We start from the raw sequence: 24,683 nt of genomic DNA, 5'->3' as shown, positions 1-24,683 counted from the left end.
GGTGAATACTCGGCCTCGTGGACATCCCTTCCCTCGATCTGAACCTGCTCCGCACCTTCCTCGCGGTCCACCGCTCCGGCTCCTTCACCGGCGCCGCCCGTCTGTTGGGCCTGTCACAGCCGACGGTGACGACGCAGATGCGCACGCTGGAACGGCTGAGTGGCCGGGAGCTGTTCGAACGGCTGCCGCGCGGGGTCGCACCGACACCGGTGGCCGACGAACTGGCCGCCCGGATCGCGGCGCCCCTGGACGAGCTGGCCGCCGTCGCCGGAACCGAACCCCTGGAGGGCGCGCGCCCGGAGCCCGTCCACCTCGCAGGACCCGCCGAGTTCCTCTGCACGACCGTCCTGCCCGCCCTGGCCCCCCTGGTCACCGAGGGGGTACGCCTGCGAGTGGCCACCGGTCTGACCGAACCGCTGCTGGACGAACTGCGCGCGGGCCGCCACGACCTGGTGATCGCCACCACCCGCCCGCGCGGCCGCACACTCGACGCCGTGCCCCTCTCCGACGAGGAGTTCGTCCTGGTCGCCGCCCCCGTCTGGGCCGAGCCGCTGACGGACCGGCTGCCCACCGAAGGGCCCGCCGCTCTGCACTCCGTACCTCTGATCAGCTATGCCGACGACCTGCCGATCGCCCGCCGCTACTGGCGGCACGTCTTCGGCCGACGGCTGTCCTGTACCGCCGCCGTGACCGTCCCCGACCTGCGGGGGGTGGTGGCGGCGGTGGCCGCGGGCGCCGGATTCGGCGTCCTGCCCCGCTATCTGTGCGAGGACCTGCTGGCGTCCGGCGCCCTGGTGGCACTGCTGGAGCCGCAGGACCCGCCGATCAACACGGGCTTCCTCGTCCAGCGCCCGGGCGCCTCGGACAACCCCGCCGTGGCCCGCGTCCGCGAATTCCTGCTGCGGTCGGCGCGGACCTGGTAGCCACCGTGCCCCCGTCAGTCCGCCGCGCCGGTCCACTCCGGTGCCAGCACGGACCAGATCTCCTCGTCGTGCCGCTTCCCGCGGTACAGGTAACTCTCCCTGAGAACACCGTCCTTGCGCATCCCCAGCCGCCGGGCGACCGCGATGCTCGGGGCGTTCTGCGACGACACACACCACTCGACGCGGTGGATGCCCCGCTCCCGGATCGCCCAGTCGATGAGCACCCGGGCCGCACGGGTCACCAGGCCCCGGCCCACCGCCGCCGGCTCCAGCCAGCAGCCCGCCTCGGCAGTGCCCTGCGCCACGTCCATCCTGCGCAGGATCACCGCCCCGACCAGCGTGCCGCCGTACCGGATCCCGCAGATGCGGCCGGCGTCGGCCGCCTCCTTCTCGGCGTACGCCTGCAGGAACGCCCGGCCGGACGCCAGATCCATGACCACGTCCGGCAGCCCGTTGAACTGCCCGATGAACTCCCGTCCCCGGTCCACATGGTCGAGGAACTCCCCGGCCTGCCAGGGACCGAGGGGACACAGCTCGGCTCCGTCGTCACCGAGGGGGATCGCGTACATGGTCACCGTCGATCGATGGGATGGGACATCTGATAGGCCAGCCTACGGTCGGCTCCCTCCCCGATCCCCGACAGGGCGTCGTCCAGCTTCATGAACCACTCCCAGCCGGCCCGCCCGTCGGCGGTTGCCAGCCGAGCCACCACGAGGTCCTCCAGCTCCGGAACGCGTTTGCCCTTCCATGCTTTGTCGGCGAGGCTCACCAGCAGGTCCTCGACACCGATCCCCGGCGTGGCCCAGGAGGCGTGCGTCGCGGCGAACCGGGCCAGGCCGGCCTCCACACCGTGCTGCAGCAGCAGTTCCCGTCCGGCCTCCTCGTGCCGGTCGCCCGGGCCGGACAGCTCGGCCACGTGCACCGCCTTGCCGATGTCGTGGGTCGCGGCACCGAAGAGCACCGCCTCCGCGTCGAACTCCAGCCCGGGACAGTGCCGTTGCACCCACTCCACGAGCCGCGCCGCCACATCGTGCACCGCTCTGAGGTGGGCCACCAGACGCGGTGGGGCGTCAACCCCCGCCAGCAGTAAGGCGGCCCGCTCGGAAAGCGGCCGTAGCGGCGGATCTACGGTGGCGGCCGTGGCTATCGACACTGCACTCGTGGCTGTCATCGTGCCAGGGTAGGCACCCGGTGCGTGTGACGATCGGAATACGGAGGGCACTCATGACGGCGATGCACACGGCGTTTCTGCTCGGTACGGGACTTTTCTGGACCGTCGCGTATGTGTTGCTGATCCGTACGGGGCTGCGGGAGCGCACGTTCGGGATGCCCGTCGTCGCGTTCGCCACCAACATCAGCTGGGAGTTCATGTTCGCGTTCGTGCGGCCTCCGTCGGGGGTCATGCACGTGATCAACATCGTGTGGTTCTGCTTCGACGTCGCCATCGGCTACACCGTCGTACGCTTCGGGCGGGCCGAGTTTCCCCAGCTCCCCGACCGGTTGTTCCTGCCCGCGCTGGCCGTCCTGCTCGCTCTCGCCTACCCGGGCATGAACTACGCCTCCGAGCAGTTCGACGAGGGCGTCGGCGCGATCACCGCCTTCGGCAGCAACCTGGCCATGTCCGCCATGTTCCTGGCCATGCTGGCCGCCCGCCGGGGCACGCGCGGCCAGTCGGTGGGTATCGCCGTGGCCAAACTGCTGGGCACCGCCTGCGCCTCGCTCTCGATGCTCACCGACCCCGACGGGGAGCCGCGCTACGACAGTGCCCTCATGTACTACCTCTACATCGGCTGCTTCCTCCTCGATCTCGCCTATGCGTACGCGGTGTTCGCGGTGGGGCGCGCCGAGCGGACCTCCCACTCGGCCGAGGTGCCCGCCCAGAGCGCCCTCCAGCGCTGATCGGAACCCCCGTTGCAGCCTTATGCCGGCACCAGTTGCCACTGCTGATGGGGCCCGCCGTTCGCGGCCCACTGGATCACCGGCGCGTCCTGCGCGGTCGAGGCACCGCTGACGTCCGCCAGCAGGCCGCTGTTGCGGTTGATCAGTGTCCGGAGTCCGTCGCTCGCCGTGCCGAGCGTCCACTGCTGGTTGGCGCCGCCGTTGACGGTCCACTGCACGAGCTGTGTGCCCTGGGTGGTGGAGAAGCCGGGGACGTCCAGGGCCCGGTTGCTGCCGACGTTGACGAGCTGCACATGGGCGCCGGACGGCACCACGCGCCAGCGCTGGATCGCCGTGCCGGCGTCGGTCTGCTGCACGACCGCCGCGCCCTCCGCCGCGGAACCGGAGGCGAGCACCTTTCCGCTGTTCCGGTTCACGATCTTGTACGTGGTCGTCGGGCCCGGCGTGATCGAGAAGTTGTCGAACTGCACGGTGCGCCAGCGGTCGGCGACGGCGGTCTCCCCGACCCCCACCGCCACCCCGGCCGGACCGAGCCCGTACGCGGTGTCCTCGGCGCTGCCCAGGGTGACCCCGTCGACGAGCGCGGTCAGTGTCGAGTCCTGCAGCCGGAAGGCCACCTTGTGCCAGGTGTCCGGGTCCAGCGCGGCCCGGGTGCCGGAGGCGAGGACGGTCAGGGTGCCGGCGGTGTCGCCGCGCAGGATCTGCCAGCGGCCGGACTGGGCGATCTTCAGGTGGTACGCGTTGATCCGGCCCACCTGCCAGTAGTCCCGCGCTCCGAACCGGCCCAGCAGGGCCACCGAGCCGCCGGTGCGCTCGAACATCACATCCGACTGCACGGTGTAGTTCGTCAGCGAGTTGTCGCCGATCAGCGCGTACGCCGGACTGTCGTGGGGGTGCCAGGGGACGGGAGCCACGGGCGCCATCTGCCGCAGGCACCGCCCGCCGCGTCTGCCGCCGCAGGGCACGGTCTCGAACGAGCCGTGCTGGTCGGCGAGATAGCGGGCCTCACGGCCGGTGGCGTACCCGTCGAAGGAGTCGCTGTGCGGCAGCGGGAAGGACGCGGCCGCGGGGCCGGACGCGGTTCCCCTGCCCTGGCCGCCGGCGGTGCCGACGGAGTAGATGTGCCCCGGCTGCAGGGTCAGGGACCAGCTGCCGCCGGACGGCGTGACGTCCGGCTGCCGGACGAACCAGTCGGCCGGGTGGTCCGAGCTGAGGTCGGTGGCCCACACATGCAGCGGACCCTCGGCGGGCAGCCCGCCCGTGACGTTCGCCGTGAACCGCTCGGTGGTGGTGGCACGGGTGGTCTCGATGATCGTCGAATAGGCCGTGCTGCCCGGTGCCTTGAGGGTGACGTAGCTGCCGATGTCCCGGTCGCCGGACAGGTAGCCGCTCGCGGAGTCGAGGAACTGCCAGCCCGGCTGGGCGAACTGGTTCCAGTGCGCCTGCACCCACAGTCCCTTGCCCACGGAGTACTGGCCCGACCAGGGTTGCGGGGCCACCATCAATCCCGTGGTCTGGAACGGCAGTCCGGGTGGCAGGGCGGCGATCAGGGGCCAGTTGAGGTAGGCGGTCAGCTTGGCGTCGACATAGCCCCGGTTGAGCTGACGGGCCATCACCGGGCCGTTGGCGTAGTAGTCCTGGGAGCCGTTCTCGCTGGCCCACAGGGGCTTGCCCAGGTCCTGGGCGGCGGCCGGGGACTCGCAGCGGTCACCGGTGGACTCGGAGACGCCCTCGCACGGGTAGTGCGCGCCGACCACGTCGATCGCGTCGCGGAAGGCCTGGTCGCTCCGCAGGTCGTTCACCACGTCCCAGCCGCCGTCCGCGCCGACCAGCCGCACGTTCCCGAACCCGGCGGCGTCCAGCGCCGCCCGCAGCCGTACGAACCACCCGGCGTCCCAGCCGTTCTCGTTCCAGCCGCCCAGGTAGTCGATGGCCAGGCGGTGTGCGTCCCGGGCGCCGCGCACGTAGTTCACCAGGTAGGTGATCATGTTCTGGGTCCATACGTCGGACGTGCCGATCCAGCCCGGCGCCGACCATGCCAGAGCGGCCAGTTCGATGTGCGGATTGCGGGCCTTGGCCTGCTCCATCAGCCACCACTCGTAGCCGCGGTCGTAGTTCTGGTCGTCCGCGGTGTGCATATGGCTGGGTTCGGCGCCGTCCGTGGAGTTGGCGTCACCCCCGATCTCCACCTTCAGCAGCGAGACGCCCGCCCCGTAGCCCGGTTTGAAGAGGTAGTCGAGGATCTGGCTGCGCTGCGGCTCCGGATAGTCGTACAGCAGCTTGGAGTTGCCCCCGCCGCCGCTGACCGCGCCGACACCGTCGAAGATCCGGCCGGCCGCGGTGCCGTTGATGGTGACGGAGGTCGCGGCGTGGGCCCGGGCGGCGGGCAGGCCGAGGACGGTGGCCAGGAACGCCAGCACGAGCAGCGCACGCAGGGCGGGGGAGCGGACCGGTCGCGCACGCATCGGTGTCACGCCCTCTCCAGCTGCCACTGCTGCGAGGCCGCGTCGCTCACCGGACGCTGCACCACCGCGGCGCCGCCCGCCGTGCCGTCGATGTCCAGGGCCTTGCCGCTGTTGCGGTTGACGAGCCGCTGGTATCCGTCGCCGGCCGGCTGGAGGGCCCACTGCTGGGTGTTGGTGCCGTTGTGCGCCCACTGGTTCAGGGCGGTGCCGTCCGCGGTCGAGGAGCGCGGTACTTCCAGCACCTTGCCGCTGTTGAGGCAGGTCAGCTTGGTGTGGGCGCCGGATGTCGTGGCGATCCACCGCTGGTTGGCGCCCGTGTGCGGGGTCCAGGTGATCACTGCTCCGCCGTCCGAGAGGGAGGCGCCGCTCACGTCCATCGCCCGCCCGGTCGCCCGGTTGAGCAGCCGGAAGGTGCCGCTCGGCGCGGGTGCCGCGACCCGGTTGGCGCCGCGCAGCACGTTGCCCTCCGTGGTGAGGTAGTTGGTGGTGTAGTCGAAGCGCGGCGTCCCTGACCACAGCAGGTAGAAGTACTTCATGTTCTCCGAGTACCAGTAGCCGGGCGTCAGATCGCCCTTGGTCGTCGGTGTCGTCGTCATGTCCGACACGACCGAGTAGCCGTTCGCGACCTTGCAGTGCGCCTTCTGGGCGTCCCACAGCCACTTGGCGCGGTCCCGGTAGACCTCCTTGCCGGTCAGCAGATACAGGAAGAGCGCCGAGTCCGCGTACTCGGGGCGCAGTTGGTACTGGTTGCTGGTCGCGGCGAGCGTCGTGTAGTCGATCCCCTCCGGTGGCAGCCGGAACTGTGTCAGCGCCGCCGCCCACGACGCGTGGTACGACTCGCCCTCGCTCAGGTTGCCGCCCTGCCCGAGCAGTCCGGCGTAGAACGCGGTGAGTTCGGACTGTCCGCGGCCGGTCACCGCCCCGCTGTTCATGTTGACGGACCTGAACCACAGCCGCCCGTTGTAGGTCTCCCCGAGGCGCTGCAGGACGGCCGAGGTCAGCGTCTGGTACCAGCCGCGGATCTCGTTGTCGCCGAAGAACTGGTAGGCGTCCCACAGGTATTCGAAGTACGAGTCCACGGGCGGGTCGACCCGCGCGGTGGCGTCGGTCCACGCGCCGCTGTCCACGTTGAGCGTCGTACCGAGGAGGTTCAGCGAGGAGCGTCGGTCGTACGGGACCTTCAGTGCCTTCTTCGCCGCGTCGAAGTACTTCTGGTCACCGGTCAGCCGGGACAGCCACCCCAGCTCGGTGATGTTGCTGCCGATCTCGGCCAGCGGGACCTGATTGCCGCTGACCGCGCCGGTGCGCAGGTTCACGTACCGGTACGGCGCCCCGGTCGGCGACTTCGTGAACGCGGGCAGCAGCCGGTCGGCCAGGTCGCGGGCCTTGGCCAGCAGGGTCGGATCCCCGGTGCAGTGGTAGCCGGAGAGCAGCCCGCCGACCATCCGGATGATCGTCTCGAAGACGTGCACGCTCGCGTCGCGGTCGAAGTCCAGGTTGCCGCCGATCCAGGAGACCGCCGCGTCGAGTTCGCCGTCCAGCTCCATCAGGAAGAGGGTGTCCAGCGACTCGACGACGGTCAGCCCCAGCGGTACACCGCTGATGAAGAACTCCGAGCCGGTGCCGCTCACCGGGCGCAGTTCGTCGCGGCCCCAGGCCAGCCGACGGTAGGCGGTCCACGCCGTGAGGAACTCCTGGCGCACGTCGTCGGCGAGGGCGGGGTCGGCCGGGCCGGGCGCGGCGGACGCGGCTGCCGCTCCCGGGCCGCCGAGCACACAGAACGCGGCGGCCGCCCCTGCCGCTGTACGCAGCAGGGCGCGTCGCGTGAGCCTGGTGTCCACGGGAGTGACCGGGAAGTCGTCGGTGGGGGGTGTTGCCATGAGGGGCCTCCGTCCGGGGCGCGTTGACAACGTTGTCTCAACGTCTTGCGTGGCTCACGGTGCGGTGCGTTCGGGGCATGGGGCCGAAAAGGCGTCACGGCGGCGGCGGTTGGGGGGCGGACGCGGGCCGGCAGGGGGTGCGGGGTCGCGCAGACAGCCGAGTCTGCAGAGCGAGCATGGGCATGTCAATACTCGCGGACGAGACTACCTGCGCCGTCGGCCCATGGGCGCGGATTCTTCCGAATGGCGGTCCTGTGGGGCCGGGCCGACGATGGAGGCGTGGGGTACGGTCACCGCTGCGCCGGTGCCGTCCGAGGCCGCCGGGGGACGGGGGCCGGCCCCCGGCCGTGTGAAGCGGCCGGAAGGGAGGACACCGTGATGCTGGAAGTGAAGACGGTGGACAAGCCGGACGAGCGGCGCGACTTCCCCCGCGGCCACCTCGAAGCGCTCCATCTGACCGGGCTGGACTTCGCGGTGGGCACCTTCGAACCGGGCTGGCGCTGGTCCGAGTCCGTGGCGCCGATCGCGGGTACGGACAGCTGCATGGTCCACCACAACGGCTACGTGGTGCAGGGGCGCATGCACCTGCGCATGGACGACGGCGGGGAGTGCGAGGTCGGCCCCGGCGACGTCTTCGTGTGCTCGCCGGGCCACGACGCCTGGGTGGTGGGCGACGAGCAGGTCGTGGTGTTCGACTTCGCGGGGGGCATGGCACAGAACTACGCGAAGGCTCGGGGGGCGTGAGCCGGTCGGTGTGTGCCCCGCGGTGCGCGCGTCACCGCGGGGCACCGAACCGGCCGGCCGGCCCCGTCAGACGGTGACGACGACCTTCCCGCGTGCGTGCTCCACCTCCAGGTACCGGATGGCCTCGGGAGCCTCGACCAGCGGGTAGGTCCGGTCGATCACCGGGGCGAGTTTCCCGGCATCGGCCAGTTCCCGCAGCGCCGCAAGCACCGCCTTGGTGGGCTGAGGCCCGATGAGCGGGCGCAGCCGCTGACGGACGAAGGGGGAGAGCACGAGCCCCTTGAGGATGAGGACCGGAGCCCCGAGGAACTGCCCCGGGCTGCCCCCGCTGCCGAGGACGAGCGTCCCGGTGGGCGCGAGGGCGCGCCGGAGGCCGGAGATCCCGTGGTTGGCCGCGAGGTCGAGGACGACGTCGTACCGTCGCCCGGCGCGCGTGAAGTCCTCCCGTGTGTAGTCGACGACATGGTCCGCGCCCAGCGAACGGACCAGCTCGGTGTTGCGCGTGCTGCACACGCCGGTCACCTCCGCGCCGAGCGCCTTGGCGATCTGCACGGCGAACGTGCCGACCCCGCCGGAGGCGCCGTTGACCAGCACATGCTGGCCCGGCCGCAGCCCTGCCACGTCGCGCAGTCCGCGCAGGGCGGTGCTCCCGGCCAGCGGCAGCGCCGCCGCCTGCTCGAAGGTGAGGGCGGCGGGCTTGCGCTCCACCCAGGCGTCCGGGACACAGACGTACTCCGCGAACGTGCCGTCGACCTCGCCGAACACCTCGTCGCCCGGGCGGAGATCGGTCACGTTCCGGCCGACCGCCGCCACCTCGCCCGCGAAGTCCCGGCCCCGGATCCGGGCCCGGGGCGTGCGCGGCCCCAGCGCCAGCCGGGCCACGTACGGGTCACCGCGCATGAGGTGCCAGTCGTACGCGTTCAGCCCGGCGGCCCGCACCCGCACGAGTACCTCGTCGTCGCCGGGCACCGGCTCGTCCACGTCCCTGAGTTCCAGCACGTCCGGTGAGCCGTATTGATCCTGGACGACTGCCTTCATGGTTCTCTCCCCCTGCCGCGTACTGGCAGGTTAGAAGGAGGCCCTTCGGTGGGGAATCGGGGAAGTGCCGTAGTCCCGGGGGAGGACGAGGGCGTCTGCGTGTAGGGGGCCGCCGGTGCCGTCAGCCGTCAGCCGTCAGCCGTCAGCCGTCAGCCGTCAGCCGTCAGTGGTCAGCCTCAGCCGTCGTGGGCGAGGGCCCCCTGCTCGGCGTACGCGACGGCGTCCGCGTGGCCGAAGAGACCGGGCAGCCCACCGGTGTGCACGAACACGGTCTTCTCGCCCGGCCGTACCTCGCCGTCCCGGACGGCGGCGGCCAGTCCGGCCAGGGCCCGGCCGGTGTAGGTCGGGTCGAGGACGATTCCCTCGGTGCGGGCGGCGAGCCGGAGCGCCTGGGCCACCGAACCGGTCAGCGCCGCGTACCCGCTGCCCACCTGGTCCCGGCGCACCCGCAGCCGGTCCGCCGTGATCTTGTCCATGGTGAGCGCGCCCGCGAACTCCGTCACCGCGGCGGCCGGATCGGCCAGCGCGCCCACGTCGACACCGAGCACGGACTGCGTGCCGAGGGCGGCGACCAGGCCCGCCATGGTGCCGCCCGAGCCGAGCGCGACCACCGCCGTCCGCAGGTCCGGCACCTGAGTCCGCAGTTCCTCGCCGCATCGCACATAGCCTCGTGCGCCGAGCGCGCTGGACCCGCCGAACGGGATCAGCGCGGGACGGGCGCCGTCCGCGCGCAGCCGCGCACACACCTCGGCGGCCGCGGTGTCCAGTCCGGTCCGGTCCACGTCGCCCGCCCAGGCGAGCCGTGCCCCGAGAAGCCCGTCCAGGGCGAGGTTCCCGGAGTGCGAAAGACCCGGTGATCCGCGCAGCACAAGAACGGCGTCCAGGCCCAGCCGGGCGGCCGCGGCGGCCGTCAGCCGGGCGTGGTTGCTCTGCGGGGCGCCGGTGGTGACGAGGGTGTCCGCGCCCTCGGCCAGCGCCGCGCCCACGGTCCACTCCAGCTTGCGGATCTTGTTCCCGCCGCCGCCCAGGCCGGTCAGGTCGTCCCGCTTGATCCAGAGGTCCTCCGGTCCGAGCCCGAGCGCGGCGGCGAGCCGGGGCGCCGGTTCGACGGGCGTGGGGAAGGTGCCGAACTGCACGGGTTCGTGGCTCATGTCGTACGGTCCTCGTCTGCGGGCGGTTGGCGGGCGGTTGGCGGGCGATTGGCGGGCGGCCGACGGGCGCGGGGCCCCGTGGCCGGCCAGGGCCTGGCCCAGTCGACCATGCCCGGCCGCCCCGCGTCACACCGGCAGCAGCCGTGCGATGAGCGCGCCGAGCTGCCGGGCCGTGCGGCACTCGTGCATCTCCACCAGCTCGGCGTAGGAGGGTGCCGCCGAGTCGCCGGTGCCCCACTGGGCGCGCGGCTCGGGGTTCAGCCAGTAGACGCGCCGGGCGCGCCGGGCGACTTCGCGGACGGCCGGCAGGTTCGGGTCGCTCATGTTGGTGCGGGCGTCCCCGAGCACGAAGACGGTCGTGCGCGGGCCGACCGCGGCGTCGTACCGCTCGGCGAACTCGCCCAGGGCGACGCCGTAGTCGCTGCTGCCGTGCCAGCCGGTGAGCGTGGCCTCGGCGCGGATCCGGGCGCCGAGGCCGTCGGGGTCGGCGCGGCCGTGGTCGAGCAGGCCGGTCACCTCGTCGAGGCGGTTGACGAAGGCGAACACCCGGACCTTGCTGAACTGGTCGTGCAGCGCCTGCACCAGCAGCATCGTGAAGTCGGAGAACCCGGAGACCGAGCCCGACACATCGCACAGCAGCACCAGTTCGGGCCGGACCGGACGGCGCCTGCGCAGCACCGGCCGCATCGGCACCCCGCCCGTGGACAGCGAGGAGCGCAGTGTGCGGCGCAGGTCGACCGTGCCACGCGCGGCCCGGCGGCGGCGCGCGGCAAGCCGGGTCGCCAGCTTCCGCGCGAGCGGCTGAACCGTTCTGCGCAGCTCGGCGAGCTGGTCCCGGCCGGCGTACAGGAAGTCCACCCGGTCGGCGGTCGGCGCGACGGCCCGCCGGGCGATCTCGTCCCGGTCGCGCCGCTCGGCGACCCGGCGCCGCGCCTCCGTCGCGACCAGCTGCCGGAACACCTCGATACGGCGCCGGATCTCGTCGTCCAGCAGCCGGTCAGCGAACCCCGCGCCCCCGTCCCGGCCCCTGACGTCGGCCCGCACCCGGGCCAGCAGGGTCTGCGGACGGAGCCGGTCGAGGGTCTGGTACGCCGACCAGCCGTCCGAACCCGGTGAACTCCCGTACCCGCCGAAGCCGTCCACGGCCTCCGCCGCCAGCCGGGCCAGCAGCGACCGGTCGTCGGCGGCCAGCGCGTCCGCGAGCCGCTCGCGCAGCTCCTCCCGGCTTGTCCCGTCCAGGTCCGGACCGCCGACGCCGCGCGGGAAGTACAGGTCGAAGACCGGGTCGAAGACCGCACGTTGTCCCGGCCCGTGCAGCAGGGTCGCGGCCAGCCCCTCCCGCAGCAGGTCCCGGTCGGCGAACCCCAGGGCCCGCGCGGCGAGGGCCGCGTCGACGGTCTCCCCCGTGCCGATCCGCACGCCGTGCGCGCGCAGCGCGCCGACCAGAGCGGTGATCCGCCCGTCGACACCGCTCACAGGCTGTCCAGGTCGAGTTTGGCCGCGGCCTTGGCCACGTCGTCCTGGTGCTTGAGGATCACGCCCAGGGTGTCCCGTACGACGGTCTCGTCGAGCGTGCCGGCGCCGAGGGCCAGCAGGGTGCGCGCCCAGTCGATGGTCTCGGCGACCGACGGCACCTTGCGCAGGTCCATCGCGCGCAGCGCGCCGACCACCCGCACCACCGACTCGGCCAGCGCCGCACCGAGCCCCGGCACCTTCAGCCGTACGATCCGCCGCTCCAGCTCCTCCTCGGGAAACCCGATGTGCAGGAACAGACAGCGGCGGCGCAGTGCCTCGGACAGCTCGCGGCCGGCGTTGGAGGTGAGCACGACGAAGGGACGGCGGGTCGCGGTGATCGTGCCCAGCTCGGGGACCGTGACCTGGAAGTCGCTGAGCACCTCCAGCAGCAGCCCCTCCATCTCGACGTCGGCCTTGTCGGTCTCGTCGATCAGCAGCACGGTCGGCTCCTCACCGCGGATCGCGGTCAGCAGCGGGCGGGGGAGCAGGAACTCCTCGCTGAAGATGTCGGTGCGGGCCGCGTCCCAGCTCTCGTCGCGGCCCGCGCTGATGCGCAGCAGCTGCTTGGCGTGGTTCCACTCGTACAGCGCCCGGGACTCGTCCACGCCCTCGTAGCACTGCAGCCGTACCAGCCGCGCCTCCGCGACCTGGGCGACGGCCTTGGCCAGCTCGGTCTTGCCGACCCCGGCGGGGCCCTCCACCAGCAGTGGCTTGCCCAGCCGGTCGGCGAGGAAGACGGTCGTGGCGACGGCCCGCGAGGCGAGATACCCGGTCTCGGCGAGGCGGGCGGAGACGTCGTCGACGGATGTGAACAACGGGGCCTCCGGATGGGTCGGGATCTGTCTTCCAGTAACTATCTAAGCGCTTGTTCACCCATCTTGTCACGGAGTTCTCCGGGCGCCCCGGATGTGTATACCGATCGGTTTCCATTCGTCGGCGAAGCGGTAACCTCGCCGTATGGCCACCACGGACAAGGCGTCCCCCCGCGACCGGCTGCTCGACGCCGCCGCCCAGCTCTTCTACCGCGACGGCGTCTCCGTCGGCATCGAGGCGCTGTGCCGCACGGCGGGTGTCTCGAAGCGGTCGATGTACCAGCTCTTCGACAGCAAGGACGAGATGCTGGCCGCGAGCCTGGAGCAGCGGATCGCCCGGTACGAGGCCCAGCTCGCGCTCGCCGGCCCGGACTCCGGGACGCCGCGGGAGCGGATCCTGCACATCTTCGAGCAGGTGGAGAAGGCCTCCACCGACCCCGACTACCACGGCTGCCCGTACCTCGCCGTGCTGGTCGAGGTGAAGGACCCCGGCCATCCGGCGAGCCAGGTCGCCCGCGCGGTCAAGGAACGCCTGCAGGAGGCATTCCGCTCCCGGGCCGAACAAGGCGGTGCCCGCGACCCCGGACTGCTCGCCCGCCAGCTCATGCTGATCTTCGACGGCGCCAGCGCCCGCGCCGGCGCCCGTGTGGAACGCCTGGACGACGGACTCGCCACGGCGACGGTGACAGCGCTGCTGGACGCGGCCGGAGTGGGGTAGCCCACACCCGGTGGCCCACGTCCCCGGACGGGCCACCACAACGCGCCGACCCGCTCGCCCGCCCCGTGCAATGGACTCGTGACCGCGCCCCCGGACGACTGCCTCGCGCGCAACGAATGGATCTGCGGCGCCTACCTGAGCACCCGCCGCCAGATCCTCTTCGACGCGGTCGTCCAGCACCTCCAGCTGACGGCGGTGTCGGTCCTCATCGGCCTCGCGATCGCCCTGCCGCTCGCGGTGCTCGCCCGCCGCTGGGCCCTGGCGGCAGGCCCGGTCCTCGGCGTGACGACGATCCTCTACACCATCCCGTCCCTGGCGATGTTCTCCCTGCTCCTGCCCCTCTACGGCCTCTCGGCCACCCTGGTCGTCGCGGGACTGGTGCTCTACTCGCTCACCCTGCTCGTGCGCAACATCCTCGCCGGGCTGCGCGCGGTCCCGCAGGAGACCCGGCAGGCCGCGCGCGGCCTCGGATACGGACCGATCCGGCTGCTGCTCACCGTCGAGCTGCCCCTGGCCCTGCCCGCCGCGATGGCCGGGCTGCGCATCGCGACCGTCTCGGCGGTCTCCCTGGTCACGGTCGGCGCGATCGTCGGCTTCGGCGGCCTCGGAAACCTGATCTACGCGGGCATGAACACCTACTTCAAGGCCCAGGTGCTCACCGCGTCCGTGCTGTGCGTGGTGATCGCCGTCGCCGCCGACCTGCTCCTGCTGGGCGTGCAGTGGCTGATCACCCCCTGGGCGCGGGCGGCCCGGGCATGAACACCCTCGGCGCCACCTGGGACTGGCTCACCGACCCGGCGCACTGGTCCGGCGACGACGGCGTCTGGCACCGGCTGCTCCAGCACCTGGTGCTCACCGTCGTCTGCCTGGTCATCAGCTGTGTGATCGCGTTGCCGGTCGCGCTGGTCCTCGGCCACCTCGGCAGGGGCGGCGCGCTCGCCGTCAACATCTCCAACGTCGGCCGGGCCGTCCCCACCTTCGCGGTGCTGGTCCTGCTCCTGCTGACCCCGGTCGGGAGGTGGGGCGAGGGGCCCACGGTGGTCGCCCTGGTGCTGTTCGCCGTGCCGCCCCTGCTCACCAACGCCTACGTCGGCATGCGCGAGGTCGACCGGAGCGTCGTGCGGGCGGCGCGGGGCATGGGGATGACCGGGCGGCAGATGCTGTTCCGCGTGGAACTGCCCCTTGCGCTCCCCATGGTCATGAACGGGGTGCGGATCGCCGCCGTCCAGCTCGTCGCCACCGCGACCATCGCCGCGCTCGCGGGCGGCGGCGGCCTCGGCCGGATCATCACGGCGGGATTCAACCTGGCCAGCACCCCCCAGGTGGTCGCCGGCGCCCTCCTCGTCGCCGTGTTCGCACTGATCGTCGAGGTCGTCTTCGAAGTCGCCGAACGCCTGGCACCGGCGTGGGCGAGGGGCGGCCGATGAGGGCGCCCGCCGTGCCGACGGCGGCCGTGCTCCTCGCCCTGACCGCGTGCTCCACCGGCCCCTCCCTGGAGAACCGCGGCGACGTCACCGCACCGCCCGGCGACAGCCACCACCTGACCATCGGCTCGGCCGGCTTCACCGAGAGCGACCTGCTCGCCCAGATGTACGCACAGCTGCTCGACCAGGCCGGCTACAGGACGTCGATCCTCACGGTCAACAACCGGGAGCTGTACGAACCGGCCCTGGAGTCCGGCCAGATCGACGTCGTGCCCGAGTACGCGGCCACCTTCGCCGACTGGCTGAACGCCAAGGCCCACGGCCCCGACGCGAAACCGGTCGGCTCACCCGACCTCGCCGCCACCATGAAAGCCCTGCGCGGGCTCGCCGCCCCCCGCGGCCTGACGGTCCTGCCGCCCGGCCGCGCGGTGGACCAGAACGCCTTCGCGGTGACCGCCGCCTACGCCCGGCAGCACCACCTGAAGACCCTCAGCGACCTCGGCGCCTCGAAGCTGAAGGTGCGGCTCGCCGCCGGGGACGAGTGCGTCCAACGGCCCTACTGCGAACCGGGGTTGAAGAAGGTGTACGGCATCGACATCACCGGGGTGGACCCCAAGGGCGTCGGCACCACCCAGGCCAAGCGGGCCGTGCAGGAGGGCCGGGACCAGATGGTGCTGACCACCAGCACGGACGCCACCCTGGACCAGTTCGGGCTGGTCCTGCTCGCCGACGACAAGCACCTGCAGAACGCCGACTACGTCGTCCCGGTCGTCAATCGCTCCCGCGCCGGCAGCGAGAGTGTGGCCAAGGCCCTGGGCAGGCTCAACGACGTCCTCACCACGGCGGACCTGGCGGATCTGAACCGGCAGGTCGACAGCTGGCGCCGGCTGCCCGCCGACGTCGCCCGGACCTATCTGACGGACAAGGGCCTGCTGAAGTGAGGAGACGCGGTGACCCGCGGCCTCACGCGTCCGAGACCGAGTCGAACGGCACCTGCCCGCGCGCCACACCCCGCGCGTCCGCGTCCACCGAGCGGCGCAGCGCCTCGTGCAGCTTCGCCGGTGTCAGCACGCCCAGGAAGCGCGCCCCCTCCAGCACCGCGACCCACCCGGCGTCGTGCTGGAGCATCACCCCGAACGCCTGCTTCAGCGGGGCTCCCACCGGCACCCAGGCGGTCATCCGGTGCGCGAGGTCACCGACCGTGCCGCCCGCGGCCAGCTCGTGGCGGCCGACCCAGCCGTGCAGATCGCCGTGCGCGTCGAGGACCACCGCCCACCGCGCGCCGTCGCCCCGCAGCCGCTCCACGGCACGCTCGGCGGGCTCGTCCACCCGGGCCACCGGCGGCTGCTCCAGGTCGTCCGGCTCGATCTCGGTGACCGACAGCCGCTTCAGCCCCCGGTCGGCGCCCACGAACCCGGCGACGTACGACGTGGCGGGGGAGCCGAGCACCGCGCCGGGCGTGTCGAACTGCTCGATGCGTCCCTGTCCGTAGACGGCGATACGGTCGCCGAGCCTGACGGCCTCTTCGATGTCGTGCGTGACCAGCAGCACCGTCTTGCGCACCGCGGCCTGCATCCGCAGGAACTCGTCCTGCAACTGCTCGCGCACCACGGGGTCGACGGCACCGAACGGCTCGTCCATCAGCAGCACCGGCGGATCGGCAGCGAGCGCCCGCGCCACGCCCACCCGCTGCCGCTGGCCGCCGGAGAGCTGTTCCGGATAGCGCGGCCCGTACGTCTTCGGGTCGAGGCCCACCAGATCGAGCAGCTCGGCGGCCCGGGCCCGGGCCTTCACCCGCTTCCAGCCGAGCAGCGCCGGCACGGTCGCCGTGTTGTCCAGCACCGTCCGGTGCGGGAAGAGTCCCACCTGCTGGATGACGTAGCCGATCCGGCGGCGCAGCCGCACCGGGTCGACCCGGGCGATGTCCTCGCCGTTGACGAGGATCAGGCCGGAGGTCGGCTCGATGAGCCGGTTCACCATCATCATGGTCGTCGTCTTGCCGCAGCCCGAGGGACCCACGAGCGTGACGAGTTCGCCCTCGGACACCTCGAAGGAGAGACCGTCCACGGCCGTCGTACCGTCCGGATACCGCTTGGTGACCTGCTCGAACCGGATCATTCCCTCACGCTAACCGCGCCCGTCACCCGCCGCTCACCAGCACCACTTCCAGGGTGCGCGGACCGTGCACGCCCTCCACCCGGTCCAGTTCGATGTCGCTGGTGGCGGAGGGGCCGGAGATCCAGGTCAGCGGGCGCGCCGGAGCCAGGCGTTCGAGAGCCTGCGGCACGGACGCCACGACCTGGCCGGGGACCCGGACGACACAGATGTGGTGGTCCGGGATCAACGTGATCCGGCGGCGGCCCTGGTCCGGTCCGCCGTCCAGGACGATCGTGCCGGTCTCGGCGACGGCGACGGCGCAGCCGGTCACCACGCTCCCCACCTCGTCCAGCTCGTGGGGCGTGCTCACGGCCCGGTCGTGGACCTTGGCCGGGTCGGCCGCCGACAACCATTCCGGCGGGAGTCCCGGGGGCACCAGCACCTTCCGGGACCCGCGCTCCGCGAGCAGCCGCATGATGACGTACGGCAGCTCCTCGCCGGTGGTGCGGTGCACGATCGCCCGGTAGTCCGCCAGGTTCTCCGCCAGCAGGTCCACCGTCGCCTCGACGCCACGCTCGCCGTGCTCGCGCAGATAACTCCGTCCGACCGCCCGCTCGTACGGTGTGTCGTCCTGCGGCACGTCCGAGAGCGCGCGCCGCACCCGGCCCAGAATCCGTTCCCTGCTGCTCACTTGGCCGTGTCCTTTCCGCCGTTCGTACGCTGCCACCAGTCGCGGAACGGTTCCGCCGGCACCGGCGGGAGGTCGCGGGTCGCGCTCCAGGCCCTGCCGGGGCCCGGCAGCGAGCGGGGGTGGAGACGGCGGGTGCGGGACGCGAGCCGCTGCCCGGTGCGCAGGACGCCCGGACGGCCGAACGCCCAGGCTGCCGCCCGCATGGCCGCCCGCTCGACGGCGTGCCCCTTCGCCGGCCTCAGTACGACCTTGTTGCCCTCCCTCGTCACCTGGCCGCCCTCGGTGACCCGTTCCCGCAGGTGCACCAGCACCTCCGGGATGTCGATGGCCACCGGGCAGACCTCGTAGCAGGCGCCGCACAGTGAGGAGGCGTACGGCAGCGAGGCGTCGATCTCGCTCGCGGTGCCCCGGAGCTGCGGGCTGAGGATCGCGCCGATGGGACCCGGGTAGACCGAGCCGTACGCGTGGCCGCCGGCCCGCTCGTAGACCGGGCAGACGTTCAGGCACGCCGAGCAGCGGATGCAGCGCAGGGCCTGGCGGCCGACCTCGTCCGCGAGGGTGTCGGTGCGGCCGTTGTCCAGCAGCACCAGGTGGAAGGTCTTCGGCCCGTCCCCGTCCGTGGTGCCGGTCCACATCGAGGTGTAGGGGTTCATGCGCTCGGCCGTGGAGGAGCGCGGCAGGGTCTGCAGGAAGACCTCCAGGTCCCGCCAGCTCGGCACGGTCTTCTCGATGCCGACGACCGAGATCAGCGTGTCGGGCAGGGTCAGGCACATCCGTCCGTTGCCCTCGGACTCGACGACCACCAGCGTGCCGGTCTCGGCGACCATGAAGTTGGCTCCGGAGATGCCGACCTTGGCGCGCAGGAACTTCTCCCGCAGGTGCAGCCGGGCCGCCTCGGCGAGTTCGGCAGGCGTGTCGGTCAGGCCCTCGGGGGCGGGGCGGCCCCACTCGCCCATCTCGCGGGCGAAGATCTCGCGGATCTCCCCCCGGTTGCGGTGGATGGCGGGGACCAGGATGTGCGAGGGCCGGTCCTTGCCCAACTGCACGATCAGCTCGGCGAGATCGGTCTCGTAGGCCCGGATGCCCTCCGCCTCCAGCGCCTCGTTGAGGCCGATCTCCTGTGTGGCCATCGATTTGACCTTGACGACCTCCGACTCGCCGGTCGCCTTGACCAGGCCGGCCACGATCCGGTTGGCCTCGTCCGCGTCGACGGCCCAGTGGACGGTGCCGCCGGCCGCCGTGACCGACTCCTCCAACTGCACCAGATACCGGTCGAGGTGACGCAGCGTGTGGTCCTTGATCCGCCTGCCCGCCTCCCGCAGCTCCGCCCAGTCGGACACCTCGGCCACGGCCTTCGCCCGCTTGGCCCGGATGGTGTGGGTGGCGTGCCGCAGATTTCCGCGCAGGACCGGGTTGTCGACCGCCTCGTGCGCGGCCTTCGGGAAGGCCGGCATCCCTACGAACGTCCCGCTCATGCCGCCGGTTCCTCCTCCGTGCTCGCCAGGATCTCCGCGATGTGCACCGGCCGCATGCCGGTGCCGAGCCGGGTCATGGTCCCGCCGATGTGCATCAGACAGGAGTTGTCCGCCGCGCACAGCACCTCGGCGCCGGTCGACTCGGCGTTGCGCACCTTGTCCGCGCCCATCGCCGCCGACACGTCGGGGTTCTTGAGCGCGAAGGTGCCGCCGAACCCGCAGCACTCGTCCGCGCCCGGCAGTTCGACCAGCTCCAGCCCCTTGACGGCCTCCAGGAGCCGGCGTGGACGCTCACCCAGACCGAGGCTGCGCAGTCCGTGGCACGTCGGGTGGTAGGTGACCTGGTGCGGGTAGGAGGCGCCCACGTCCGTCACGCCCAGCACGTCCACCAGAAACTCGGTCAGCTCGTAGGTCTTGGGGACCACCGGTGCCAGCGTCCGGGCCAGGGCGTCACCGCGCCCCTCGGCCCGCGCCCGTTCGCCCATGCGCGGATACAGCTCCCGCACCATCGCACCGCACGATCCGGACGGGGTCACGATCGCCTCGTACCCACCGAAGACATCGGAGAAATGCCGGGCCAGAGGCTCCGCCTCATGCCGGTACCCGGTGTTGTAGTGAGCCTGCCCGCAGCATGTCTGCGCCATCGGGAAGTCGACCTCGACACCCAGTCTGGTCAGCAGTTTCACCACCGCCCGGCCGGTGTCCGGATAGAGCGTGTCGTTGACACAGGTCAGGAACAGGGCGACACGCATCGCGGCTCCTAGAGGTCGGTCATCGGACGAGTGCAGGGTAATGGGCGGATACCGCCGAGGGGAGTGGGCGGCTCACCCTGCGGCGAGCCGGGCCTCCGCCGCCCGCCACCGTGCCGTGTCGCCGCGCGGCTCGTACCGCGTCAGCGGCTGGGTACGGACCAGCAGGCGCCGCATGCCGGCGAGGTCGCCGACGAGCCCGTGCGCCCGGGCCTGCACCAGGACGTTGCCGAGTGCGGCGGCTTCCGTCGGGCCCGCCACCACCGGCAGCCCGCAGGCGTCGGCCGTCAGCCGGCACAGCAGCGCGTTGCGGGTCCCGCCGCCGACGATGTGGACGACGTCCACCGGACGGTCGGCCAGCCGCTGCGCGTCCGCGACGGCCCGCCGGTGGGCGAGGGCCAGTGAGTCGAGGATGCAGCGGGTGGTCTCGGCACGCGTCACGGGCACCGGCTGCCCCGAGGCGCGGCACGCCTCGGCGATCCGCTCCGGCATCCGCCCCGGCCCGAGGAACGCCGGGTCCCCGGCGTCCACCACCGACCGCAGCGCGGGCACCCCGGCCGCCTCGCGCAGCAACGGTCCCAGGTCCGGTTCGCCCCAGGCCCGTAGGCACTCCTGGAGCAGCCACAGCCCCATGATGTTCCGCAGATGGCGGACCGTGCCGTCCAGCCCCAGCTCATTGGTGAAGTTCGCGGCCCGGCTCTCCTCGGTGAGCACGGGCGCGTCCAGTTCGAGGCCGGCCAGGGACCAGGTGCCGGTGCAGATGTAGGCGAAGCGCTCGCCGACGGCCGGGACCGCGGCCACCGCCGACGCGGTGTCGTGCGAGCCGACGGCCGTCACCGGCACCGGTCCGTGGAGACCCGTCTCCTCCAGCACCTGCGTCCGCAGCACGCCGGCCGGGTCGCCGGGCCGTCGCAGCGGTGCGAAGAGGCCGAGGTCGATGCCGAGCCGGCCGGCCACGTCGTACGCCCAGTCGCGGGTGCGGGGGTCGATCAGCTGGGTGGTGGAGGCGTTGGTCAGCTCGGTGCCCTGCTCGCCGGTCAGCCAGTACGCCAGCAGGTCGGGGACGAGCAACAGCCGCTCGGCCTGCGCGAACTGGGCGGTCGAGCGGGCGGCCGTCAGCTGGTACAGGGTGTTGAACGGGGCGAACTGCAGTCCCGTCGCCGCGTACAGCTCGGCGGGCGACACGGTCGCCCAGACCTTCTCCGCGACGCCCTCGGTGCGGGTGTCGCGGTAGTGCACCGGGTTGCCCAGCAGGGCACCGTCCCCGTCCAGCAGCCCGTAGTCCACGGCCCAGCTGTCGATGCCGACGGAGTCGAGTCGTCCGCCGCCCTGGGCACCGGCCGCCCGCAACCCGTCCAGCACACCGGCGTACAGCGCGAGCACGTCCCAGCGCAGCCCCTCCGGGAGGCGCACCGGACGGTTCGGGAACCGGTGCGCCTCGCTCAGCTCCAGCGCGTCGTGCCCGACCCGCCCGACCATCACCCGCCCACTGGACGCGCCCAGATCGACCGCGGCGTACGACTTCACGCCCGCGCTCATCGCAGGAACGCGGCGGCCACACCCGCGTCGACCGGGATGTGCAGCCCGGTGGTGTGCGTGAGGTCCCCGCCGGTGAGCGCGAACACCGCGGCCGCCACATGCTCCGGCAGCACCTCCCGCTTCAGGATGGTCCGCTGCGCGTAGAACTCGCCCAGCTTCTCCTCCGGCACCCCGTACACGGCGGCGCGCCGGGCACCCCAGCCGCCCGCGAAGATCCCGGACCCGCGCACCACACCGTCCGGGTTGACCCCGTTCACCCGGATCCCGTGCTCGCCCAACTCGGCGGCGAGCAGCCGTACCTGATGGGCCTGGTCGGCCTTGGTCGCGGAGTAGGCGATGTTGTTGGGCCCCGCGAAGACGGCGTTCTTCGAGGCGACATAGACGATGTCGCCGCCCAGCCCCTGCGCGATCATCACGCGGGCCGCCTCCCGCGACACCAGGAACGATCCGCGGGCCATGATGTCGTGCTGGAGGTCCCAGTCCTCGGCCGAAGTCTCCAGCAGCGGCTTGGAGATGGAGATTCCGGCGTTGCTGACGACGAGGTCGACCCCGCCGAAGGCGAGCACGGCCGACGCGAAGGCCGCGGCGATCTGCTCCTCGGACGTGACGTCGACGGTCACGGCGACGGCCCGGTCGGAACCGCCGAGTTCCTCCGCGACGGCAGCGGCGTTCTCCGCGTCGAGATCGGCGACGACGACACAGGCGCCCTCGGCGACCAGACGGTGCGCGATCGCCTTCCCGATCCCGCTGCCGGCCCCGGTCACCAGCGCCACCCGGGTGGCCAGCGGCTTCGGTTCGGGCATCCGCCGGAGCTTGGCCTCCTCGAGGGACCAGTACTCGATGCGGAACTTCTCCGATTCCTCGATCGGCGCATACCTCGACACCGCCTCGGCGCCCCGCATCACATTGATCGCGTTGAGGTAGAACTCGCCCGCGACCCGGGCGGTCTGCTTGTCCTTGCCGAAGGAGTACATGCCCACGCCCGGGACGAGCACGATCGCCGGGTCGGCGCCGCGCATGGCGGGGGAGCCGGGCAGCGCATGCCGCCGGTAGTAGGCCGCGTACTCCTCGCGGTAGGCGGCGTGCAGTTCCCGCAGCCGGGCGACCGCCTCCGCCGGCGGCGCCGACGGGGGCAGGTCGAGGACGAGCGGCCGTACCTTCGTGCGCAGGAAGTGGTCCGGGCAGGAGGTGCCCAGGGCCGCCAGCCGCGGGTGCCCGGCGCGGGAGAGGAAGTCGAGCACCGCGTCGGCGTCGTCGAAGTGCCCCGTCCGAGGCCCGTCCTGCGAGGCGATGGCCCGCACATACGGCGCGAGTGCCGCGGCCCGCTCCCGCCGCTCGCCCTCGGGCAGCGCCTCGTACCCCTCGATCACCACCCCGAAGGGCTCGGGCTTCCCCTTCTCCTGCAGGAAGGCCTCGGCGGTGCGGATGATGTGCAGCGAGTTCCGCTCGCACTCCTCGGAGCTGTCGCCCCACGCGGTGATGCCGTGCCCGCCCAGGACGCACCCGACGGCCTGCGGGTTGGCCTTCTTGGTCGCGGCGATGTCCAGCCCCAGCTGGAACCCGGGACGCCGCCACGGCACCCACACCACTCGGTCGCCGAAGCACTCGGCGGTCAGTTTCTCCCCGTCGGCGGCGCAGGCGAGCGCGATACCGGAGTCCGGGTGCAGATGGTCCACGTGGGCGGCGTCCACGAGCCCGTGCATGGCGGTGTCGATGGAGGGAGCCGCCCCACCCTTGCCGTGCAGGCAGTAGTCGAAGGCGGCGACCATCTCGTCCTCCCGTTCCACACCGGGATGGACATCGGCGAGGGCCCGCAGTCGATCCAGCCGCAACACGGCCAGCCCCGCCTCGGTGAGCGTCCCGAGGTCACCACCGGACCCCTTCACCCACATCAGCTCCACGTCACCGCCGGTGACGGGGTCGGTGGCGGTGCCTTTGGCGGAGGCGTTGCCGCCGGCGTAGTTGGTGTTGCGGGGATCGGAACCGAGCCGGTGGGAACGAGCGAGAAGAGCAGCGGCTTCGGGGTGGTTCGCCATGAGATGCAGTCCTTGTGTCAGAAGAGGGGACGTACCGAAAGAGGCGCGGGGCCGTATCGACATGCGGCTCCGCCGCGTGGGCGCGGCCGGCCACGACCGGTCCGCACCCCGCAGACGACAGAACCCGGCGGACGCCTACGCTCCCCACCCGGCCTGTTGTCCACCGACCCGCTCGGCCACGATCTTCTCCGCCCAACCCGAGCGCGCGTACGCGGCCAGGGGATCGCCGTCCAGCCCCATCTCCCGCCGGACTTCAGCAAGCAACGGCCGCACATCCGTGTTGTACGCATCCATCAGCACGGCATTCGCCCCCAGCACATCGCCGCAGGCCTGCGCCGCGGCCAGCGCGGACCGGTCGACGAGCAGGGCCTTCGCCGTCGCTTCCTGCACATTCATCACGGACCGGATGATCGCCGGAATCTTCGCCTCGATGTTGTGGCACTGGTCCAGCATGAACGCGACCTCGGAGGTGAACCCGCCCCCACGTACGACCTCGTACATGATCCGGAACAACTGGAACGGATCCGCCGCCCCCACCATCAGATCGTCGTCCGCGTAGAACCGTGAGTTGAAGTCGAACCCGCCGAGCTTTCCCTCCCGCAGCAGCGTCGCGACGATGAACTCGATGTTGGTGCCCGGTGCGTGGTGCCCGGTGTCGACCACGACCTGCGCCTTCGGCCCGAGCTTCAGACAGTGCGCGTACGCGGTCCCCCAGTCCGGTACGTCCGTCGTGTAGAAGGCGGGCTCGAACAGCTTGTACTCGACAAGCATCCGCTGCCCCTCCCCGAGCCGCGCGTACACCTCGAAGAGCCCCTCGGCCAGCCGGTCCTGGCGAGCCCGCACATCGTCCTGCCCGGGATAGTTCGTGCCGTCCGCGAACCACAGCTTCAGATCGGCGGAGCCCGTCGCGTCCATGATGTCGACGCACTCCAGCAGATGATCAAGAGCCTTCCGCCGCACCGCCGCATCCGGATGACAGATGCTGCCCAGTCTGTAGTCCTCGTCCTGGAAGGTGTTGGAGTTGATGGCGCCCAGCCCGACCCCGCGTTCCTCGGCGTACTGGGCCAGCGCGGCGTAGTCGTCGACCCTGTCCCACGGGATGTGCAGCGCGACCGTCGGGGCCACGCCGGTGAACTTGTGGACCTGGGCGGCGTCGGCCAGTTTCTCCCGCGGGGTGCGGGGCACGCCGGCCTGCGCGAACACCTTGAAGCGGGTTCCCGAGTTCCCGTACGCCCACGACGGCGTCTCGACGGCCTGGGTCTTCAGCGCGGCCTTCACCGCGGCGAGGTCGGTCACTTCGGGGCTCCTGTGGTGTCCGCTGGAACGACTGAGCATGTGAAACGATTCAGAAGCGCAAGCTATGAGCCCTCCGTAGGGGTGTCAAGCGCTCCGACCAACCCCGTGCTCCGAGACTCCACCGTGACAGACGGCCATCGAAATCTTTTCGACACGGACCCATTGACGTGACATGGCCGGGATGCCTAACGTCCCGGCAATCCAGTTGAAACCTTTCACGACGCTGCGAGG

22 protein-coding genes are annotated in these 24,683 nt (G+C 71.9%); 7 read left to right on the top strand and 15 right to left on the bottom strand.

Translation table 11 applies throughout. From position 1 onward, the window contains the following. Positions 1-17: 17 nt before the first annotated feature. The gene (locus tag ACIRU3_RS20830; RefSeq protein WP_404058208.1) at positions 18-923 is read left to right on the top strand and encodes a LysR family transcriptional regulator; all 906 of its coding nucleotides are present in this window, start codon (positions 18-20) and stop codon (positions 921-923) included. A 14-nt stretch (positions 924-937) separates the two neighbouring features. Here the strand turns inward: ACIRU3_RS20830 and ACIRU3_RS20825 are convergent, their stop codons facing one another. Continuing rightward, positions 938-1,492: a GNAT family N-acetyltransferase gene (locus ACIRU3_RS20825; protein WP_404058206.1), complete on the bottom strand. Its 555-nt coding sequence runs from the start codon at positions 1,490-1,492 to the stop codon at positions 938-940. Between the two features lie 2 nt (positions 1,493-1,494). Continuing rightward, a complete protein-coding gene (locus ACIRU3_RS20820; protein ID WP_404058204.1) occupies positions 1,495-2,094 on the bottom strand; it encodes an HD domain-containing protein in 600 nt (199 codons plus the stop codon). A 53-nt stretch (positions 2,095-2,147) separates the two neighbouring features. Between ACIRU3_RS20820 and ACIRU3_RS20815 the strand changes: the two genes are divergently transcribed. After that, entirely contained in the window at positions 2,148-2,822 is a 675-nt protein-coding gene (locus ACIRU3_RS20815; protein WP_404058202.1) for a hypothetical protein, read from the top strand. Between the two features lie 20 nt (positions 2,823-2,842). Here the strand turns inward: ACIRU3_RS20815 and ACIRU3_RS20810 are convergent, their stop codons facing one another. Then, positions 2,843-5,287: an RICIN domain-containing protein gene (locus ACIRU3_RS20810; RefSeq protein ID WP_404058200.1), complete on the bottom strand. Its 2,445-nt coding sequence runs from the start codon at positions 5,285-5,287 to the stop codon at positions 2,843-2,845. A gap of 5 nt (positions 5,288-5,292) precedes the next feature. Next, positions 5,293-7,167, bottom strand: coding sequence for a glycoside hydrolase family 47 protein (locus ACIRU3_RS20805; RefSeq protein WP_404058198.1), 1,875 nt, complete (start codon positions 7,165-7,167; stop codon positions 5,293-5,295). A gap of 378 nt (positions 7,168-7,545) precedes the next feature. Here ACIRU3_RS20805 and ACIRU3_RS20800 point away from each other — a divergent pair, with 378 nt between their 5' ends. Then, complete coding sequence (locus tag ACIRU3_RS20800; protein WP_404058469.1) at positions 7,546-7,911, top strand: cupin domain-containing protein; 366 nt, start codon at positions 7,546-7,548, stop codon at positions 7,909-7,911. Between the two features lie 66 nt (positions 7,912-7,977). On the opposite strand, the gene ACIRU3_RS20795 is transcribed toward ACIRU3_RS20800, so the two are convergent. From ACIRU3_RS20795 to ACIRU3_RS20780, 4 genes are all read right to left on the bottom strand, one after another. Further along, complete coding sequence (locus tag ACIRU3_RS20795) at positions 7,978-8,949, bottom strand: NAD(P)-dependent alcohol dehydrogenase (RefSeq protein WP_404058196.1); 972 nt, start codon at positions 8,947-8,949, stop codon at positions 7,978-7,980. A 176-nt stretch (positions 8,950-9,125) separates the two neighbouring features. Continuing rightward, positions 9,126-10,100 (bottom strand): pyridoxal-phosphate dependent enzyme, encoded by a 975-nt coding sequence (locus ACIRU3_RS20790; protein WP_404058194.1) that lies wholly within the window; start codon positions 10,098-10,100, stop codon positions 9,126-9,128. 126 nt (positions 10,101-10,226) lie between these two features. Beyond that, entirely contained in the window at positions 10,227-11,576 is a 1,350-nt protein-coding gene (locus tag ACIRU3_RS20785; RefSeq protein ID WP_404058192.1) for a VWA domain-containing protein, read from the bottom strand. After that, positions 11,573-12,430: an AAA family ATPase gene (locus tag ACIRU3_RS20780; RefSeq protein ID WP_404058190.1), complete on the bottom strand. Its 858-nt coding sequence runs from the start codon at positions 12,428-12,430 to the stop codon at positions 11,573-11,575. The genes ACIRU3_RS20785 and ACIRU3_RS20780 overlap by 4 nt, the downstream gene beginning before the upstream one ends. Positions 12,431-12,572: 142 nt before the next feature. Here ACIRU3_RS20780 and ACIRU3_RS20775 point away from each other — a divergent pair, with 142 nt between their 5' ends. The 4 genes from ACIRU3_RS20775 (at position 12,573) to ACIRU3_RS20760 (ending at position 15,510) form a co-directional block, all read left to right on the top strand. Further along, positions 12,573-13,145 (top strand): TetR/AcrR family transcriptional regulator, encoded by a 573-nt coding sequence (locus tag ACIRU3_RS20775; protein WP_404058188.1) that lies wholly within the window; start codon positions 12,573-12,575, stop codon positions 13,143-13,145. 78 nt (positions 13,146-13,223) lie between these two features. Next, the gene (locus tag ACIRU3_RS20770; RefSeq protein WP_404058186.1) at positions 13,224-13,904 is read left to right on the top strand and encodes an ABC transporter permease; all 681 of its coding nucleotides are present in this window, start codon (positions 13,224-13,226) and stop codon (positions 13,902-13,904) included. After that, complete coding sequence (locus ACIRU3_RS20765) at positions 13,901-14,572, top strand: ABC transporter permease (protein WP_404058467.1); 672 nt, start codon at positions 13,901-13,903, stop codon at positions 14,570-14,572. Before ACIRU3_RS20770 ends, ACIRU3_RS20765 begins: the two co-directional genes overlap by 4 nt. Next, a complete protein-coding gene (locus ACIRU3_RS20760) occupies positions 14,569-15,510 on the top strand; it encodes an ABC transporter substrate-binding protein (RefSeq protein ID WP_404058184.1) in 942 nt (313 codons plus the stop codon). The genes ACIRU3_RS20765 and ACIRU3_RS20760 overlap by 4 nt, the downstream gene beginning before the upstream one ends. A 22-nt stretch (positions 15,511-15,532) precedes the next feature. Here ACIRU3_RS20760 and ACIRU3_RS20755 read toward each other — a convergent pair whose 3' ends face one another. The 7 genes from ACIRU3_RS20755 to rhaI form a co-directional block, all read right to left on the bottom strand. Beyond that, positions 15,533-16,687, bottom strand: coding sequence for an ATP-binding cassette domain-containing protein (locus tag ACIRU3_RS20755; RefSeq protein ID WP_404058182.1), 1,155 nt, complete (start codon positions 16,685-16,687; stop codon positions 15,533-15,535). Positions 16,688-16,709: 22 nt separating this feature from the next. Further along, positions 16,710-17,357 carry a lactate utilization protein C gene (locus ACIRU3_RS20750; RefSeq protein WP_404058180.1) on the bottom strand — a complete coding sequence of 216 codons (648 nt, stop codon included), beginning with the start codon at positions 17,355-17,357 and terminating at the stop codon, positions 16,710-16,712. Beyond that, positions 17,354-18,832, bottom strand: coding sequence for a LutB/LldF family L-lactate oxidation iron-sulfur protein (locus ACIRU3_RS20745; protein WP_404058178.1), 1,479 nt, complete (start codon positions 18,830-18,832; stop codon positions 17,354-17,356). Before ACIRU3_RS20745 ends, ACIRU3_RS20750 begins: the two co-directional genes overlap by 4 nt. After that, on the bottom strand, positions 18,829-19,584 hold the full coding sequence (locus ACIRU3_RS20740; RefSeq protein WP_404058176.1) for a (Fe-S)-binding protein: 756 nt from the start codon (positions 19,582-19,584) through the stop codon (positions 18,829-18,831). The genes ACIRU3_RS20745 and ACIRU3_RS20740 overlap by 4 nt, the downstream gene beginning before the upstream one ends. Before the next feature lie 72 nt (positions 19,585-19,656). Next, entirely contained in the window at positions 19,657-21,120 is a 1,464-nt protein-coding gene (locus ACIRU3_RS20735) for a rhamnulokinase family protein (protein ID WP_404058174.1), read from the bottom strand. After that, on the bottom strand, positions 21,117-23,156 hold the full coding sequence (locus tag ACIRU3_RS20730) for a bifunctional aldolase/short-chain dehydrogenase (RefSeq protein WP_404058172.1): 2,040 nt from the start codon (positions 23,154-23,156) through the stop codon (positions 21,117-21,119). The genes ACIRU3_RS20735 and ACIRU3_RS20730 overlap by 4 nt, the downstream gene beginning before the upstream one ends. A 135-nt stretch (positions 23,157-23,291) precedes the next feature. Continuing rightward, positions 23,292-24,452, bottom strand: coding sequence for an L-rhamnose isomerase (gene rhaI / locus ACIRU3_RS20725; RefSeq protein WP_404058170.1), 1,161 nt, complete (start codon positions 24,450-24,452; stop codon positions 23,292-23,294). Positions 24,453-24,683: the final 231 nt, after the last annotated feature.

Source organism: Streptomyces sp. NPDC101151 (assembly GCF_044768335.1).
In the GTDB taxonomy this organism is placed as follows: Bacteria; Actinomycetota; Actinomycetes; order Streptomycetales; family Streptomycetaceae; genus Streptomyces.
The sequence above is the reverse complement of the archived record's forward strand: the minus strand, read 5'-3'. Positions and strand labels throughout refer to the sequence as shown.